This is a genomic window from Mesorhizobium koreense (genome assembly GCF_031656215.1).
GTDB lineage: Bacteria > Pseudomonadota > Alphaproteobacteria > Rhizobiales > Rhizobiaceae > Mesorhizobium_L > Mesorhizobium_L koreense.
On record NZ_CP134228.1, the window covers coordinates 3,336,699 to 3,354,065 of the forward strand.

Annotated in this window: 16 protein-coding genes; 8 read left to right on the forward strand and 8 right to left on the reverse strand. The window is 62.5% G+C overall.

Annotated elements, in window-relative coordinates; translation table 11 throughout:
• Nucleotides 1-41 precede the first annotated feature (41 nt).
• From RBH77_RS15910 to RBH77_RS15920, 3 genes are all read right to left on the reverse strand, one after another.
• Nucleotides 42-314, reverse strand: a complete 273-nt coding sequence (locus RBH77_RS15910; protein ID WP_311028565.1) for a hypothetical protein — start codon at nucleotides 312-314, stop codon at nucleotides 42-44.
• Nucleotides 314-1,837: a Fe-S cluster assembly protein SufB gene (gene sufB, locus RBH77_RS15915; RefSeq protein WP_311028566.1), complete on the reverse strand. Its 1,524-nt coding sequence runs from the start codon at nucleotides 1,835-1,837 to the stop codon at nucleotides 314-316. The genes RBH77_RS15910 and sufB overlap by 1 nt, the downstream gene beginning before the upstream one ends.
• 277 nt (nucleotides 1,838-2,114) lie before the next feature.
• Nucleotides 2,115-3,272, reverse strand: coding sequence for a cysteine desulfurase family protein (locus RBH77_RS15920; RefSeq protein ID WP_311028567.1), 1,158 nt, complete (start codon nucleotides 3,270-3,272; stop codon nucleotides 2,115-2,117).
• 255 nt (nucleotides 3,273-3,527) lie between these two features.
• Here RBH77_RS15920 and RBH77_RS15925 point away from each other — a divergent pair, with 255 nt between their 5' ends.
• Nucleotides 3,528-4,202, forward strand: coding sequence for an alpha/beta hydrolase (locus tag RBH77_RS15925; protein WP_311028568.1), 675 nt, complete (start codon nucleotides 3,528-3,530; stop codon nucleotides 4,200-4,202).
• A gap of 35 nt (nucleotides 4,203-4,237) precedes the next feature.
• Nucleotides 4,238-4,894 carry an FMN-binding negative transcriptional regulator gene (locus RBH77_RS15930; RefSeq protein WP_311028569.1) on the forward strand — a complete coding sequence of 219 codons (657 nt, stop codon included), beginning with the start codon at nucleotides 4,238-4,240 and terminating at the stop codon, nucleotides 4,892-4,894.
• Nucleotides 4,895-4,902: 8 nt separating this feature from the next.
• Here the strand turns inward: RBH77_RS15930 and RBH77_RS15935 are convergent, their stop codons facing one another.
• Entirely contained in the window at nucleotides 4,903-6,009 is a 1,107-nt protein-coding gene (locus RBH77_RS15935; RefSeq protein ID WP_311032572.1) for an anhydro-N-acetylmuramic acid kinase, read from the reverse strand.
• A gap of 128 nt (nucleotides 6,010-6,137) precedes the next feature.
• Between RBH77_RS15935 and tyrS the strand changes: the two genes are divergently transcribed.
• Nucleotides 6,138-7,391 carry a tyrosine--tRNA ligase gene (gene tyrS / locus RBH77_RS15940; protein ID WP_311028570.1) on the forward strand — a complete coding sequence of 418 codons (1,254 nt, stop codon included), beginning with the start codon at nucleotides 6,138-6,140 and terminating at the stop codon, nucleotides 7,389-7,391.
• 9 nt (nucleotides 7,392-7,400) lie between these two features.
• Here the strand turns inward: tyrS and RBH77_RS15945 are convergent, their stop codons facing one another.
• Entirely contained in the window at nucleotides 7,401-10,724 is a 3,324-nt protein-coding gene (locus tag RBH77_RS15945; protein WP_311028571.1) for a YhdP family protein, read from the reverse strand.
• Between the two features lie 306 nt (nucleotides 10,725-11,030).
• Between RBH77_RS15945 and bcp the strand changes: the two genes are divergently transcribed.
• Entirely contained in the window at nucleotides 11,031-11,498 is a 468-nt protein-coding gene (gene bcp / locus RBH77_RS15950) for a thioredoxin-dependent thiol peroxidase (RefSeq protein WP_311028572.1), read from the forward strand.
• 30 nt (nucleotides 11,499-11,528) lie between these two features.
• Here bcp and RBH77_RS15955 read toward each other — a convergent pair whose 3' ends face one another.
• Nucleotides 11,529-11,972 (reverse strand): SRPBCC family protein, encoded by a 444-nt coding sequence (locus RBH77_RS15955; RefSeq protein WP_311028573.1) that lies wholly within the window; start codon nucleotides 11,970-11,972, stop codon nucleotides 11,529-11,531.
• A gap of 277 nt (nucleotides 11,973-12,249) precedes the next feature.
• Between RBH77_RS15955 and RBH77_RS15960 the strand changes: the two genes are divergently transcribed.
• Together RBH77_RS15960 and RBH77_RS15965 are read left to right on the forward strand one after the other, a co-directional pair.
• Complete coding sequence (locus tag RBH77_RS15960; RefSeq protein ID WP_311028574.1) at nucleotides 12,250-12,600, forward strand: hypothetical protein; 351 nt, start codon at nucleotides 12,250-12,252, stop codon at nucleotides 12,598-12,600.
• Between the two features lie 40 nt (nucleotides 12,601-12,640).
• Entirely contained in the window at nucleotides 12,641-13,378 is a 738-nt protein-coding gene (locus tag RBH77_RS15965) for an HAD family hydrolase (protein WP_311028575.1), read from the forward strand.
• Here the strand turns inward: RBH77_RS15965 and RBH77_RS15970 are convergent.
• Together RBH77_RS15970 and RBH77_RS15975 are read right to left on the reverse strand one after the other, a co-directional pair.
• Nucleotides 13,347-14,546 (reverse strand): MFS transporter, encoded by a 1,200-nt coding sequence (locus tag RBH77_RS15970; RefSeq protein ID WP_311028576.1) that lies wholly within the window; start codon nucleotides 14,544-14,546, stop codon nucleotides 13,347-13,349. The two genes, RBH77_RS15965 and RBH77_RS15970, sit on opposite strands and share 32 nt — an antisense overlap.
• 322 nt (nucleotides 14,547-14,868) lie before the next feature.
• Complete coding sequence (locus tag RBH77_RS15975; RefSeq protein WP_311028577.1) at nucleotides 14,869-15,693, reverse strand: aldo/keto reductase; 825 nt, start codon at nucleotides 15,691-15,693, stop codon at nucleotides 14,869-14,871.
• 85 nt (nucleotides 15,694-15,778) lie between these two features.
• On the opposite strand from RBH77_RS15975, the gene RBH77_RS15980 reads away from it, so the two are divergent.
• Both RBH77_RS15980 and RBH77_RS15985 read left to right on the forward strand, forming a co-directional pair.
• Complete coding sequence (locus RBH77_RS15980; RefSeq protein WP_311028578.1) at nucleotides 15,779-16,777, forward strand: heparan-alpha-glucosaminide N-acetyltransferase; 999 nt, start codon at nucleotides 15,779-15,781, stop codon at nucleotides 16,775-16,777.
• A complete protein-coding gene (locus tag RBH77_RS15985) occupies nucleotides 16,774-17,250 on the forward strand; it encodes a methyltransferase family protein (RefSeq protein WP_311028579.1) in 477 nt (158 codons plus the stop codon). Before RBH77_RS15980 ends, RBH77_RS15985 begins: the two co-directional genes overlap by 4 nt.
• Nucleotides 17,251-17,367: the final 117 nt, after the last annotated feature.

Here is a 17,367-nt window from a genome sequence, read left to right on the forward strand (position 1 = left end):
GTTCATTGTGGGCGGATGGCGTAGGCAGGGATATTTCCCAGCTATCGCGCGCTACCCCAGCGCCAGCGCCATTCGCCGGCCATCTTGACCCTCACCAGCCAAACGAAGCCCAATATCAAAAGGGCTTCCAGCCCGAGGAAAAGAACCCATTGCCAGGTTTCGGGTTGTCGATTGGCTCCCGACCAGCCGATCAAAATAAACGCTGCGATCGCGTGGGCCGTGCAAAAGCCGGCCGTCGCCAGCCAGCCCTTCCAATTCGCGGGCGAAGCTCCGTAACCATACGCCTTCGGCGCAAACCACGGGTCGGAAGTCACTAGCCCACGCTCCCCTCGAGCGAGATGCCGATGAGTTTCTGCGCTTCGACGGCGAACTCCATCGGCAATTGCTGGATGACGTCCTTGACGAAACCGGAGACGATCAGCGCGATCGCCTCTTCCTCGGGGATGCCGCGCTGCATGACGTAGAAGAGCTGGTCTTCCGCGATCTTCGAGGTTGTCGCCTCGTGCTCGAGCCGCGCGGTGGCGTTCTTCGCCTCGATATAAGGGACGGTATGCGCGCCGCATTCGTTGCCGATCAGAAGACTGTCGCAGTTGGTGAAATTGCGCGCGTTTGTCGCCTTGCGGTGCACGGAAACCTGGCCGCGATAGGTGTTGTTCGAATTGCCGGCGGAGATGCCCTTGGAGATGATGCGGCTCGTCGTGTTCTTGCCGAGATGCAGCATCTTGGTGCCCGAATCGATCTGCTGGTGACCGTTGGACACGGCGATCGAATAGAATTCGCCGCGTGAATCGTCACCGCGCAGGATGCAGGAAGGATACTTCCAGGTGATGGCCGAGCCGGTCTCCACCTGCGTCCACGAAATCTTCGAGCGGTCGCCTCGGCAGTCGCCGCGCTTGGTGACGAAATTGTAGACCCCGCCCGTCCCTTCGGCATCTCCCGGATACCAGTTCTGGACGGTGGAATATTTGATCTCGGCATCGTCCATCGCAATCAGTTCGACCACGGCGGCGTGAAGCTGGTTCTCGTCGCGCTGCGGCGCCGTGCAGCCTTCCAGATAGGATACGTAAGCGCCTTCGTCGGCGATGATCAGCGTGCGCTCGAACTGGCCGGTTTCGCGCTCGTTGATGCGGAAATAGGTGGAAAGCTCCATCGGGCAGCGCACGCCCTTTGGCACATAGACGAAGGAACCGTCGGTGAAGACCGCGGAATTCAGCGTGGCGTAGAAATTGTCGCTCGTGGGAACCACGGAGCCGAGATATTTCTTCACCAGTTCCGGATGCTCGCGGATCGCCTCCGAGATCGGGCAGAAGATGACGCCGGCAGCAGCCAGTTCCTTTTTGAAAGTCGTCACCACCGAAACCGAATCGAACACGGCATCGACCGCCACGCGGCCCGACTGATAGACGTTGTCGTCCAGGTTTTCGTCAAGCTCGCTCGGCTCGGTCTGCTTGCGCACGCCGGCCAGGATCTCCTGCTCCTTGAGCGGGATACCGAGCTTCTCGTACGTCCTCAGCAATTCCGGGTCGACCTCGTCCAGCGACTTCGGACCGCCGAAATTCTTCGGCGCGGCATAATAGGAAATGGCCTGGAAATCGATCTTCGGATAGCTCACCCGCGCCCAGTTCGGCTCTTCCATGGTGAGCCAGCGCCGGAAAGCGCCGAGCCGCCATTCGAGCATCCATTCGGGCTCGTCCTTTTTCTTCGAGATCAGGCGGATGATGTCCTCGTTGAGGCCTTTCGGGGCCTTGTCGGACTCAATGATCGTCTCGAAACCGTATTTGTACTGATCGACGTCGATCTTGCGTACGCGCTCGATCGTTTCCTGCACAGCAGGCATTGGCGTTCTCCATCCTCGCCGGGGTCAAGGCCCGGCAGTTGTCGAAATCGCAGAGAGCCGTTCGGCGGCCCTTGCTTATCTAGTGTGCGGCATGGCGGAATAACACCCCTTCGGACACGGTCCGATCAAGCTATTAATCCGCCTTCTACTGCACTGTTTGCGGCATTAGAGCGCCGTGCGTCCATTCGGACGCACAAAGGACGCTCTAACACTTTAAACCTGCTGCATCGTGCTTACCGAAACCGATTCCGGTTTCGGGCCGATGCAGTAGCCGCGTTCAGGCCGCCTCCCTTTTTGCATTGCGCCGCGCGGCGATGCCCGCAAGCGCCGCCCTGAACAATTCCACTTCCGAGGAGGTGGTGCGCGGCCCGATCGAGACGCGCAGCCCTCCCTCTCCGTCATGTCCCATTGCCTTCAGCACATGGCTCGGCCCGACGCGACCCGACGAACAGGCCGAGCCAGCCGAGAGCGCCACGCCCGCAAGGTCGAAGGCAATCTGCGCCGTTTCGGCCTTCAGGCCGGGCAGGCTGAAGAAAACCGTATTGGGCAGCCTCTCCGCGCCCCGGCCATAGAAGATGGCATCCGGCGCCAGCCGCACGATCTCTGCTTCGATGGCGTCACGTATGGCGCGTATGGTGCCCATATCCGCGACGGCGGCATGCGCTTCACGGGCCGCCGCGCCGAAACCGGCGATTGCCGCGACATTCTCGGTGCCGGCCCGGTGCCCGTGCTCCTGGCCGCCGCCCGGCAAAAGCGGCGCCGGCATCATCAGGCCCGATGCAGCGACGATGGCACCCGCCCCCTTCGGCCCGCCTATCTTGTGCGAGGAAATTATCAGGAAATCGGCCGAGCCGTCTGAAATATCGAGCGGAATCCGGCCAGCGGCCTGCGCGGCGTCGAGCACGACGATGGCGCCGGCTTCACGCGCAACCCTGCCGATCTCCGCAATCGGCTGGATAACGCCGGTTTCGTTGTTGGCGACATGCATGGCGACCAGAGCCAGCCCCCCGCCCTTGTCGTGCCGGGCGAGCGCATTGCTCAGCGCCGAAATATCTACGACCCCGTTGCCGTCGACACCGATGACCGTAACCCGGTCCGAAGGAAATTGCCCGCCGCAGAGCACGCAAGGATGATCGGCCGCCAAGACATAGACCTGCGAGACGGCAAGCGGCGAACGGCCCATGCGGTAGCGGGGCGTGAGCAGCGTGGCGGCCGCCTCCGTCGCGCCTGAGGTGAAGACGACATTCTCCGCCTTGGCGCCGACGAGGGCGGCTACATCGCCGCGCGCCTCGTCGATCAGATGACGGGCGGCCCTGCCCTCCGCATGCACCGAGGAGGCATTGACAAGATCGAGCGCGGCAAGCATCGCCCCGCGCGCCTGATCGGAGATCGGCGCACTGGCATTCCAGTCGAGATAGGCGCGAGGCTTCGCCATCAGTCGCTCAATATAGCTCCAAGACGCCACCTTTGCTCAATGGATGGCGTTATTTCCTTGAAATCGCAGAGCAAGACATCCTATTTACCCGCTCTGTCGATGCGGCGGTCCTGTCTGGCCGGACCACCCGTTTTTGAATGGTTCTAAACTAGCTTCTATGAGGGTGGCTTCGAGGCGTCAAGGCGCTTTGGGCCGCACCTAAATCAGTTCGCCGGGCCGGGGTTCGAAATCCGGCAGCGACAAGCGGAGTACAGCATGCCCGAGGTCATCTTTGCCGGCCCCGCCGGACGTCTGGAAGGTCGATACCAGCCTTCCACGGAGAAGAACGCGCCGATCGCGATCGTGCTCCACCCACATCCCCAGTTCGGCGGGACGATGAACAACAAGATCGTCTACGACCTCTTCTATATGTTCCAGAAGCGCAATTTCACCACCTTGCGCTTCAATTTCCGCTCGATCGGCCGCAGCCAGGGCGAATTCGACCACGGCACGGGCGAACTTTCCGATGCAGCCGCAGCGCTGGACTGGGTGCAGTCGCTGCACCCCGATTCGAAGAGCTGCTGGGTCGCCGGCTATTCCTTCGGCGCGTGGATCGGCATGCAGCTTCTGATGCGGCGCCCTGAGATCGAGGGCTTCATCTCGGTCGCGCCGCAGCCGAACACGTATGATTTCTCCTTTCTCGCGCCCTGCCCGTCTTCCGGCCTCATCATTCACGGCGATGCCGACAAGGTAGCGCCGCCGAAGGACGTGCAAGGACTTGTCGACAAGCTGCACGCGCAGAAAGGCATCACCATCACCCAGAAGACGCTGCCCGGCGCGAATCACTTCTTCGCCAACGACGCGGAACTCCTCATCGAGGAATGCAGCGACTATCTCGATCGGCGTCTGGCTGGAGAGCTTGCGGAGCCGAGGCCCAAGCGCATCCGTTGAGGCCGGGCTATCTTAGCGGCAACGGAGTCCGAACCATGTACCAGCCGCCGCACCATGCCGAAACGAGAAAAGAGATTATTCACGCGCTGATGCGCGCGCATCCGCTCGGACTCCTGATCTCGAACGGAGCGGACGGCCCGACGGCCAACCCGATTCCGTTCCTGCTTGACGCCGATCACGGAGCCCACGGCAGGTTAAGAGGCCATCTTTCGAAGGCGAACCCGCAATGGCGGCAGCTCGCCGAGCGCCCTCAGGAGCCGGTGCTCGTCGTCTTCCAGGGCGTCGACACCTATATCACGCCATCCTGGTATGCGACGAAGCAGGAGACCGGCAAGGTCGTACCGACCTGGAACTACGCCATCGTGCAGGCGCGCGGGCACGCCCGGATCATCGACGGCCGCGACTGGCTTGCCGGACAGATCAACGAACTGACCGGGACGCATGAGGCCGGCCGGACAGATCCCTGGCATGTGGCGGATGCGCCCGAGCCATTCATCGAGGCGCAGATCAAGGGCATCATCGGGATAGAGATCGAAATCGTCTCGCTCATCGGCAAATGGAAAGTCAGCCAGAACCGCCCGCCCGCCGACCGCGAGGGCGTGGTCCGGGGCCTCAACAACGAGAGGGACGACGCGGCTTCGCATGAAATGGCCGAAATCGTCCACGAATACAGCGAGCGCGCCGGCCGCTAGGCGGCTTGTTATGGGTTTGAGCCCGGTTTCGCCAAAACGCCGCCAGTCGCGGGCTCCCGGCATCCCGTTGTCGTCGGCCAGGTCAGCGGCAGGCCGCGCCGAGAGCGGATGGCGAGGAAGGCCCACGCCTCGGCCTCTGTGAAATCGCCGCGCAGCCCGGCATCCTCTGCCAGCACCACTTCCGCATCCCCCGCTCCCGCCTTCATATCGGCGACGATGTGGGGATTCTTGCGGCCGCCGCCGCAGAGGATCCAGAGTTTTGGCCGTTCGGGAAGATGCTCCACCGCTTTCAGGATCGCCTTGGCGGTCACGGCGGCAAGCGTGCGGGCGCCGTCCGCTAGTTCCAATCCAGACGCCGCGTCGAGCGTAAAGTCGTTGCGGTCGAGCGATTTCGGGCCCGGCTGGTCGAAGAACGGATGATTTTCCAGATAACGGCGGACGACCGTGCCCACGACGTGCCCCTCGCCTGCAATCGCCCCGTCCGCGTCGAACGGAACGCCGCCATGGGCCGCCACCCATTGGTCGATCAGCGTGTTGCCCGGCCCCGTATCGAAGGCGATTGGATCGCCTGTCACGGGCACGAAGGTAATGTTCGAGATGCCACCGATATTGACGAAAACGATCGGATAGCGACCGGCAAGCGCCGGCGGCAGCGAACGCGCCAGCGCCGCATGATAGGCGGGAACCAGCGGCGCGCCTTGGCCGCCCAGCACCATGTCGTTGGCGCGCATGTCGTAGATGACGGGGAGCCTCGTCCGGCTGGCCAGCATCGGCCCATCGCCGAGTTGCACGGTCAGCCCGATCTGCGGACGATGCAGCACCGTCTGCCCATGGAAGCCGATGACTTCCGGCTTTTCCCATCCGGCAGGCGCGGAAGCCAGGAACGCCTCGACGGCCGCCGCATGGTGCTCCGTGATCTCCCTCTCGATTTCGGCGAGGTTGCCCGGCCGTTCTTCGCGCCGTCGGATCGACTTCGCCACCTCAAGCGCACCCTCCAGTTTCCGGCGGAACGCGGATGCATATGGAACGAAAATCCCCGGCCCGATCTCGGAGATTGTCTCGCCGTCCGATTTGAGCGCTGCTACGTCGATGCCGTCCATGGACGTGCCGCTCATCAGCCCGATGGCGCAGATTGGCTTCACTGATCGGCGATCCTTGTGATTCGAGGTCTTCGGATGCTAAAGGCGCGACACTTTCCACGCTACGCCACTTTTGCCGCCTGCGGGCGCTTCCGGACGGGCCGATGACAAACTTCAAATCTGACTTTCTCCGCATCCTTTCCGAGCGCGGCTTCATCCACCAGATCTCGGACGAGACCGCGCTCGACCGGCTTTTCGCCACGGAGACGGTAACGGCCTATATCGGCTTCGACGCGACGGCGAAGAGCCTGCATGCCGGCTCGCTCATCCAGATCATGATGCTCCATTGGATGCAGCAGACAGGGCACCGGCCGATCGCGCTGATGGGCGGCGGGACGTCGATGATCGGCGATCCGTCCTTCAAGGACGAGGCGCGCAAGCTGCTGACGCCGGAGGATATCGAACGGAACCTCGTCGGTATCCGCCAGAACTTCGCGCCATACCTCAACTTCGGCGATGGCCCGCATGACGCGCTGATGGTCAACAACGCCGACTGGCTGATGGACATCAACTATGTCGAATTCCTGCGCGATGTCGGCCGGCATTTTTCGGTCAACCGGATGCTTTCGTTCGAATCCGTGAAGCTCCGGCTCGACCGCGAGCAGTCGCTTTCGTTCCTCGAATTCAACTACATGATCCTGCAGGCTTACGATTTCGTCGAGCTTTACCGACGCCACGGATGTCGAATGCAGATGGGCGGCTCCGACCAGTGGGGCAATATCGTCAACGGCATCGACCTCGGCCACCGCATGGAAGACGCGCAGCTTTTCGCGCTGACCTCGCCGCTGCTCACTTCGGCTTCGGGCGCCAAGATGGGCAAGACCGCGGCCGGCGCGGTGTGGCTCGATGCGGACATGCTCTCCGTCTACGATTTCTGGCAGTACTGGCGGAACACCGAAGACGCCGACGTCACGCGCTTCCTGAAACTCTACACGACGCTGCCGCTCGGCGAGATCGAGCGGCTCGGCCGGCTCGCGGGTGCCGAGATAAACGAGGCCAAGAAGGTGCTGGCCACCGAGATCACGGCCATGCTCCACGGCCGTGATGCCGCCGAAAAGGCGGAGGCCACGGCGCGCACCACGTTCGAGGAAGGCGGCCTTTCGCAGAGCCTGCCCACTGTGGAAGTGCCGGCAGAGGCGCTGAAGGACGGCATCGGTATCCTGTCGCTTTTCGTGACGGCGGGCCTTGCGGCGTCGAACGGCGAGGCAAGGCGCCATATCCAGGGTGGCGCGGTCCGGCTGAACGACCAGGCGGTAAGCGACGACCGCCGCGCCGTCACCGAGGCCGATTTGACACCCGAAGGCGTCGTCAAGCTGTCACTCGGCAAGAAGAAGCACGTGATTGTCCGCCCGACTTGACGTCGCCGCTCAGCGGAACTCGAAGATCGAGCGGAAGATGCCGGGCGCGATGGCCGAGATCGGGTTCACCTGCAGCGTCGGCGACTTGGCGTCGCCCGAAAGCCGGTAGGTGATGCCGATCAGCCCGCGGTCGCGGCCGTTGCCGAGTATCCTTCCGAAAATCGGGATTTCGCCGAAGATGCGGTTGACGCCGTAAGCCGGCATGAAAGTGCCGGTCATGTCCATATTGCCAGCCTGGTCGTAAAGCGTCCCCTGAAACGTCGTACCGATCTCCGGTCCCCGCAGCACTCCCTTCGATAGAACGAGATAGCCGTCGCCCTTTTCGATCTGGGCAAAGCCGCGCTCGAAACGGACGCGAGAGACATCGATGTCCTGCTGGAGTTCGCCGTTCAGCGAGCGTCCATTACCGCTTGCCGCCGGTGCGGAACCGACGATCGATTTCAATCGCGGCTCGTTCACGATCAGGAAATTCGTGGCATCGATCCGCCCGCTCAAGGGACCGCCTCCGGCTCCGGAAAGATCGAGCCTGATCGTACCGCCCTGCATATGATCGTAGAGGTCGAGAAAGCGCAGGATCGCGCCGGCATCGGTGGAATGCATCGCCACCGTCCGGCTGTTGCCGTCGTCGCTGTTGGCGATGCTGACATTCGCGCCCGATCCGGTCGCGGCATTTATGGAAAGATTGCCGATCCGCGAACCGGCGCCGGCATAGGTGATTCCGACACCATGCAGCGTCTCGCCGTTGAAACCGGAAACGCCGTCGAGCTTCGCGTCGACCGTTACCTTGACCGGGGTCCCCCCCGGCGTCTTTGCCGAGGCGCTGTCGGGATCGGAAAGCACGCTTTTTATGATCGAGCGCGCATCGAGCTTATCGCCCCTGACGGTGACCTGATAACCCGCGGACGAGCGGTCGATGGCAACAGAGAAATCGTCGCCGGCGTTCAGCTTTGCCGAAGTGAAGCGCGCCTGGGTCAGCGTGTCGCCGGCCAGATGGATACTGCCCTTGGCGCCGAAGGATTTTCCTGTGAGACGAAAATCGGAAAGCGTTACCGCGTCGCCGTCCGTGTCGAGTTCGAAGGAAACCGAGGCCGGAATACCCGCCCCCTTGGACCACCCGGCCCAGGGAAGGGTCAGTCTGGCCGCGCTAAGGTCCGCCGTAACAGGCTGGCCGCCGTCCTTCTCCGGCGTATCGAGCACAACGGAAACCGGTCCGGAAAGCATATCGTTCAAACCGGGCAAAATCGCATTGCGCGCCTTGTCGTTCAAATCGAGCGTGATCTTGCGCGCCTTGGGGGGGCCGCCGTCGGCAAGCGGCCGGGTCATTTCGATTTCTGCCGGAATGCCGTTCAGTTTGGCCTTTGCGTGGACCACCGCCCGGTCCGGCTCGACTACTATCGAGCCGTCGGCACCGCTTACGGTCCGGCCGTCTATCGGCTCGGCGACGGCAAGATCGGTATAGTCGAGTGCTACCTTGAAGGCGAGGCTGTCGGCGGGCACGTCCTTCGACAACGGTATCTCGGCCGTGACATGGCCCGTTACGTCGCCGGAGAAATCGTCCGGTTTCATGCCAAGCCGGCGCATCGCGTTGATCGGATCGTAGGATGCCAGTTCGGTAACGGCGTCGGCCTTGCCGGCCACGTCGATATCGAGCGCGCCGATCACCGGATCGAGATGCACGTTGCGCAAGGTGAAGGTGCCGTTGCTGGCGGATACTGTGCGGCCGCCAGGCATGTAGACCGTTCCCGATGAGAGCGAGATATCGACCGAGTTCCCCCGGAAATCGACAATGCCGTTGCCATCGCGGACGGGCGGGATATCACCGGCAATATCGAAACGCGTCTCCCGGACATCGAAATGGCCCGAAATCTCCTGCTCGGAGAGCGGCACGCCATTGCCCAACCGGCCAGGCACGACATGAAATTGAAGATTGCTGCCTTTCACCTCACCGGAGAAAACGTTGTTCATCACCCATCTGCGCGCACCGGGCGCCGCCAGCCAGGGCCAGAGCTGCTTGACGTGCTGGACCGGCATGGACGGTACGGTGATCGCCAGGAACACGCCCGGCGCCTCGCCGTCGACGAAGGTCATCGAAGCGGTTCCGAGCAGTTCGCCGGGGCCCGTCCTGACACCGATCTGGCTGGCGATCAATTGTCTCGCCTTTACGTCGTAACGCCCGGCAACGCGGGCATAGAACGGCAACGGCGGTTCCGGCGAATCCTCCGGTGCCGAAACAGAACCGTCACTGATGAATTCATACCTATAGGCCGGCGCGACCGTCTCAGGTCCCTCCTGCGGAAGGGGACCGACCGCGCCGTGGAAGTTGAATTCGGAATGGCCGGAGGCGATGCGCAGCCGGCTGAACTCGATCTTGTCCGAGCCTCCGACAAGCGAGGTGTCGATATTGCCGCTGATAAGCGCCTTTCCATCCTCGCCGAAATCAAGCGTCGCGTCGCTGAACGAGAGCGCTGAGGTCACCTTCGACGGCTGGTTGCCATCCGCTTCCATGCCCTTGATTGCAAGATCGAAGGCCCCGACCGATTCAAGCGGAATACCGTGTTCGGCCGCAGTCCGGCCGGCATCCGCGCCGATTGCCTGCGGCCTTTCGGCCTTGACATTGAGATCGAGCGCGGCGATCCGCCCGTCAGCCGCCCGCTTGGCCTCGCCGTCCACTGAAAAATCCATGCCGAGCGCATGCGCGCTCGCCGAAATGCCGAGGGCGCCCGACAAAAGGCGCGAGATGCGCGCGTCCTCGATATGGACGCCTTTCGGCATCGGCCCGTCGGGGGTCAGGAAATCAACCCCATGCAGCCGAACCTCGTGCATCGACCCAGCGCCGACCGCGTCGAAGGCGCGGTGGAATTCGCCGAAGAGCGCCTTCAACACAAGGTCGGGCTCGATCAGGCCGCGCGCATCGCGAAGACCCTCGGTCCAGTCGCCGCCGCCGAGAGCAGGCATCATGCGCGGTCGGATATGGGCATCCTCGATCGTAACGCTGTCCAGCCTGATATGGCCCGTGAGCAGCGGCAGGAAATGAAAGCCGAAACGGACCTGCCCGGCGTCGATGACCGGCTTGCCGGCATCGTGGGCGCTTAACCGCACATCGGAGACCTGCAGCGCGATCAGGCGGGAACTGTCGAACGCGATGCTGGTCTTTCCGATCGCGGCATCCACATCGACGCCGACGAGCGAGGTAAGAGCGCTCTCGGCTGCCTGACGAAGCTTTTCGCTGCCGAATTGCGAGGCGCCGAAAAGATTGAGCGAAACGAAGAAGAGGACGGCGAGGACGGCAATGGTGGCAAGGCCGATCACCAGCCGCCCGAGAAGGCGACGCACCCGAAATCTGCGCCTTGATCGGGCAAAGCGGCTACCATGCCGCGGCAGCGCCGGCCCATGCTTCGAAACCAGCGCACCCAATTTTGAGGTCTCGCTGCGCCCGAAGCGTATCTTCTCGTGTTTCGGTACTTTCGAGTGCACCCGCTTTCCCGCCGGAAAGGCCCTGAATGGACGAATCTCGGTTCAGTATTATATGGATCGCCTGCAAACGGTTTGAAAAATCGCCGGCATCGGGCAAAACGATGATGGGCTTCACAGTTTTTCGAACCGTCCGCCACTCGCGTAACGTTCAAGAAGGGCATTGATATGGCTGAAATCGCTGTTGGTGGCATCGCACCGGCGTTCGAATTGCCGCAGGACGGCGGCGGCACGCTCAGCCTTTCCTCCTACAGGGGCAAGCCGGTCGTCCTCTATTTCTATCCCAAGGACGACACCAGCGGCTGCACCGCCGAGGCGATCGCTTTTTCGGGCCTGAAACCGCAATTCGAGAAAGCCGGCGCCGCCGTGATCGGCATGTCGCCCGATAGCGTCAAGAGCCACGACAAGTTCAAATCGAAGCATGGGCTCGCGGTCGAACTCGTCTCCGATGAGGACAAGAAGGTGCTGGAAGCCTACGGCGTCTGGACCGAAAAGAGTATGTACGGACGCAAATATATGGGCGTCGAGCGCACCACCTTCCTGATCGGCGCGGACGGTAAGGTCGTCCGCGTCTGGCGCAAGGTAAAGGTGCCCGGCCACGCCGAAGAGGTGCTGGACGCCGTCAAGGCGCTCTGAGCCCTTCGGCGCGGCGTCCTGCCAGACGCGCTAATCGTTTATCTCCGGCTCGACGAGCCTGGCGAGATTGCGCAGCGATTCCTGCCAGCCGAGGTAACATGCCTCGAGCGGGATCACGTCCGGCACTCCTGCCTGCTCGATGTTCACCTCCGTGCCGCACGACACCTTCTTTAGCGCGACCGTCACCTGCATCTCGCCAGGCAAATTGGGATCGTCGAATTTATCCGTGTAGCGCAGGCGTTCGTTCGGAACGAGTTCGACATATTCGCCGCCGAAGGAATGGCCGTTACCGGTCGTGAAGTTGCGGAACGACATCCTGAACGTGCCGCCCACCTTGGCCTCGAAGTGATGCACTGTGCAAGTGAAGCCGTTTGGCGGAAGCCACTTCGCAAGCGCATCCGCCTCGATGAACGCGCGATAGACCTTCTCCGGGCTGGTCGCCAGGACACGGTGCAGGCGTACGGTGTTCGGCATGGTCGTTTATCCCTCTTGAATGGATGGAACACCCGGAGGACGAAGGAGTGTAACCCGATCCGACACTGGATTGAATTTTGTCGAAGGTTTTTTTCAAGGGGTCGATGAAGAGTTCGCATCGAAAAACCGGAATGACGGTTCTCCCCGCGGCGTCATCCCGGTCGACACCGGGGCGAAATACGATTCACGTTGCAAATCGCCGAAAGGCGTCGTTCTAATCGGGCGGTCGCCAATAGTGCGACGAGGCGTGGGCTCGCATGTTCATGGGAGGCAGCGCATGGATCTCGATCACGACAAGGAGCAACTTGTCGAAACACTTTTCCGCAACGGCACACTGACCGTATCCGGCATCGTGCTATCCTTCTCCCTTGGCTTCCTCGCCCAATGGGGTGCCAATCCCCTGCCCTGGCGCCTTTGGGATGCACCACCCGTCCTCGCTCTCATCGCCGGCATCGTCATTCAATTCCGCGCGCTCTGGATGCTCCTGGGAATAGAATCGTTGAAGCGGCACATATTCGAGAAAGCGAACAAGCAATTCTTCATCGGAGCGGCGATGACGGGAACGGGCGTCTTCCTGGCCATCTGCATGGACCTTGCGGAGTTGGCGATCCATGGCCACCCGGCGTAGGCGCACTTGCCGGCGCGGCCTTCGCGCGCGATAAGCGCGCATGGCCTCCCTTACCGCCATCGGCTTCGACGCGGACGACACGCTCTGGCAGAACGAGCAGTTCTTCCGGCTGACCGAAGAACGATTTGCCGAACTCCTGAAGGACTATGCCGAGCGCGACCATCTGACCGCGCGTCTGCTCGACGCGGAGAAGCGGAATCTTGCCCATTACGGCTTCGGCATCAAAGGTTTTACCCTCTCCATGATCGAGACGGCTGTGGAAGTCACAGACGGCAAGGTGCCGGCCACCGTGATCGCCGACATCCTCGAAACCGGCCGGGCCATGCTGACGCATCCGGTCGAGACCCTGCCGGAAGCGCGGGCAACGCTGGAGCGGCTGGCCGGAGACTACCGGCTGATCCTCATCACCAAGGGCGACCTCTTCGACCAGGAGCGCAAGCTCGCCGCCTCCGGCCTCGGCGATCTGTTCGACGCGGTCGAGATCGTCAGCGACAAGAACCCCGCCACTTACGAGGCAATCTTTGCGCGCCATGCCGACGGCGCAGGCAAGAGCATGATGGTCGGCAACTCGCTGAAATCCGACGTCGTGCCGGCAATCAGGGCCGGCGCATGGGGCGTCTATGTTCCGCACGAATTGACATGGGTTCTGGAGCATGTGCCGGAGCCCGAGGAAGAGCCCCGCTTCCGGCGCATCGAAACGCTTGGCCAACTGGCCGGGCTGATCAAGGAAATCGGCACCGGCTTTGCTACATCGCCCTCGGCACATAGCGCCAGGTAAGCCAGCAGCAGACCGATATGAAGACACCGAGCGCGGCGAACACACCGCCAAGCCCGCTGAAGGCGAGCACGATCGAATAGACGAGTGGCGGCGTCAGGTCCGACAGGTCGATATAGGTGCGGTAGACCGCCGTCATTTGCGGGCGCTCGCGCATACGCACTGCGCGCATATAGACGGTGGAGCCGAGCGCGTCGACAGCGATCACGAACAGCGCGCAGCAAAGCAGAAACACGCCGGCCAAAAGCGGATGCGCCTCGCCTGCGGCGGCCGCCGCGAAAAGAAAAAGCGCCAGCATCATGAAAGCGAAGGCGATAACGCGGCGCGCACCGAAGCGCTGCCCAGCACGCCCCCAGAAGAGTGCAAAGAAGAGCAGCAGATTGCCCGCCGAGACGAACAGGCCGCCGATCAGCTTGCCTTCCCCCGTCGCCACCATGAGGATCGGGACATAGACGAAGAAGGTCGACCAGAAGCACGAGCGCCCGAAGGCAATCACCCAGGCGAGCCTCAGCCGCGGCTGTCTGACGAAACGGCCGATATTTTTCAGCGGATTCTGCGGCTGGATCCTGCCCGGCCGGATGAGCTCGTTGTCGCCAAGCCGGAAATGCCAGAACAGCGCCAGCAGGATCGTTGCGAACAGCGCCACCACGCCATGCGCGGCAAAAAGGCCGAAGCGCGTATAGAGATAGACGCCGAGGAACGGGCCGCAGGTCCATGCGAGCGTCGACCACGCCATGCGCAGCGATTCCGACTGCATGAACTCCTGCTTGCGGATGTAATCCATGATGTAGAGGTTGAGCGTAATGGAAAGCGCGCTCGCCCCCATGACGCGGAACAGCATGCCGAGCATCTGGCCAGGCAGCGACTGCGTGACCAGGAACGCCGAGCCGATGATGAGACCCGACGCCCCTGCCGTATAGACCCAGCGTCGCGCGAACCGCTCGATCAGGAGTGGCATGGACAGCGTCACCGAAAGGCCGAGCAGCGCCACCAGCGTATAGAGAAGCGATACTTCCTGCTCGTTATGCAGAAGGTCGTAGGCCTGGATAGGTATGACGCTGGAGATCGAGGCACGGGCGAAGGATTCGACGGCGTAGAGGGCAGCGAAGGTACGCGCTCCCCGCCGCGGCACAGCCGGAAGCCAGATCGGGTGCTGTACCTGCGTTGCCATGGGAATCCGGGGAATGACCGCCCCGGAAGCTGCGCACTCATTCGACGATTCGGATAGCACGAAACCGACGCCGACAAGCGGGAAAGCGAAGCGGCGGGTTGGCCGGCCGTGCGTCCTTCGAGGCCCGCTCCGCTCGCACCTCAGGATGAGGACGATCTGTAGGCGTCATCCCCTGGCCCCCGAGACGTTGCAACGAGCATATCACGCCTCCGGTCTCTCGGAATTTGGTGCCGAAAGTTGCACCTACCTCCCTCATCCTGAGGTGCGAGCGGAGCGAGCCTCGAAGGACGCACAAGACAGATTGGAGCGGAGATACTTCCTCTCAATCCCACTTCGGCGAAAAGCGGAAATCGCAGAGCCGGCTGCCGGGGCGCGCGAGGGCGGAAATTGCCTTCATCTCGGCGTCCGACAGGGCAAAATCGAAAATATCGAGATTTTCCTTGAGCCGCGCCTTCTTCGTCGTGCGCGGGATGGCTACGACGCCTTCCTGTTGGACGTGCCAGCGCAGCACGATTTGCCCCGGCGTCCGGCCATGCGCCTTCGCGGCATCGAGAACTGCCTTCTCGGAAAGAAGATCGCCGCCTCGATGCAACGGGCAGTAGGAAACCATCGCCATGCCGGCGGCACGGCAGGCGGCATGAACCTTCGACTGGCCAAGATAGGGATGGTACTCGACCTGATCGACGACGAGCGGCGCATGGGAAAGCCGGGTCGCCTCGGCGAGAAGCGCGGTCGGGAAATTCGAGACGCCGATATGGCGCGTGAGCCCGTTTGCGCGCGCTTCGTTCAGCGCGCCCACCGTATCGGCAAGCGGAACCTCGGGGTTCGGCCAGTGGATGAGAAGCAGGTCGACATGGTCGACACCGAGCCGCTTCAAGCTGGATTCGGTCGAGCGGCGGAAATCGCCCGGTGCAAGGTCGGTATGCCAGATCTTGGTGGTGAGGAAGATGTCGCCGCGCGCAACACCGGACGTACGGATACCCGCGCCAACCGCCTCCTCATTGTCGTAGGCGGTGGCGGTATCGACATGACGATAGCCGAGCTTCAGCGCCTCGGCGACCATCTCCGTGCATTCGGCGCCCTTCAGCGTCCAGGTGCCGAGACCGAGCGCCGGAATGTCGGCGCCATTGGCGGCGATGTTGTGCATGTGATTCTCTCCTGAAGACCGGTGACCGAGCTTGCACCGGCTATCAAAGCCCTGCAAACAACGCATGTACCCCGAAAGGCGCCCGATGCAAGAGCCCCTCCCCGCCCGGCCGTCCCGTCGCATCGAAGCGATCGACATCGCGCGCGCCCTGGCCCTGGTTGCCATGGCGATCTACCATTTTACCTGGGACCTCGAACATTTCGGCTATGCCACGCCGGGCTTGACCGAGAATGGCGACTGGCGGCTGTTTGCCCGCTGCATAGCGTCGAGCTTCCTGTTCCTTGTCGGCATCAGCCTGGTTCTCGCCAATCGCAACGGCATCCGCTGGCCCGCTTTCTGGAAGCGCTTCGCCATGATCGCGATTGCGGCGGCGGCGATCACGCTCGTCACCTTCTTCGCCACGCCGGACGCCTTCATCTTCTTCGGTATCCTGCACGAGATCGCGCTTGCGAGCCTCATCGGACTCCTCTTCCTGCGCGTGCCGGCCATCGTGTCGCTCGTGATCGCGGCCGGGATCATCGCGGCGCCCCTTTATCTGCGCTCGCCCTTTTTCGATCATCCGGCGCTGTGGTGGGTAGGCTTGTCGCCGTTCGATCCGCATTCCAACGATTACGTGCCGGTCTTCCCGTGGTTCGCGCCGGTGCTTATCGGCATTGCATGCGCGAAGCTTGCGCTGCGCTATGGCATCTTCGACGCGCTGGCCGGGTGGACGCCGGGAGGCTGGGCGCGGCCGTTCACCTTTGCCGGACGTCACAGCCTGGCGGTCTATCTGCTTCACCAGCCGATCCTGTTCGGCTCCGTCTGGCTCTATTCGCAAATCCTGCCCGCCCCGACCATCCCGCCCGAGGCACGTTTCACCGCCGCCTGCGAGGAGCGATGCGCCGACAACCGCGACAAGGAGTTCTGCACACGCTATTGTAGCTGTATGCTGGATCGTCTGGAGGTAGGGGGCCAACTCGGCGCTCTGTTCTCGAAGAGGGAGGACGAGGCGATGCACGACAAGCTTCAGTCACTGGCGCTGCAATGCTCCGAGCAGACGGACGAGGACCTGCAGCGGCAAGGCAGTGAAGGTGGCAATCAATGAGCGTGGTCGAGAGCGGTCCGATCCACTTCCCCTGGCCGCCGGTCTTCTACGTGGCGGCAATCCTGGCGAGTGTCCTGCTTTCGTGGTGGCTCCCCCTGCCCTGGATCGGCGAGCCCCTTGACGGCATGTTCTTCGTCGCCGGCATCGTGCTGGCCATCGCGGCCGTGGCGATGGTGATAATGGCGATCCATACGATGCACAAGGCGAAGACGTCGATCCGGCTGGACCGGCCGGCCGCCCATCTCGTGCAGAACGGCCCCTATGCGATGTCGCGCAACCCGATCTATCTCGGCAACACGCTTTTCATGATCGGGCTCGGTCTTGCGGCCGGCATGCTCTGGTTCATCATCCTCGCCATAGTCGCGGCGTTTCTCACACAGAAGCTTGCCATCGAGTACGAGGAACCGCATCTCGAACAGCGCTTCGGCAAGAAATACCGCGACTATTGCAAGCGCGTGCGCCGCTGGATCTGATACGGACCTCCCCTCGTCGGCTTGCGGGCGGTCGAAAAAACTCCGATTACCGAAATAATCGTGCCTGCCGGTGTCGGCGCGATTTCGCGTCATTCGTCATGGAAAGGAAGGAAGCCC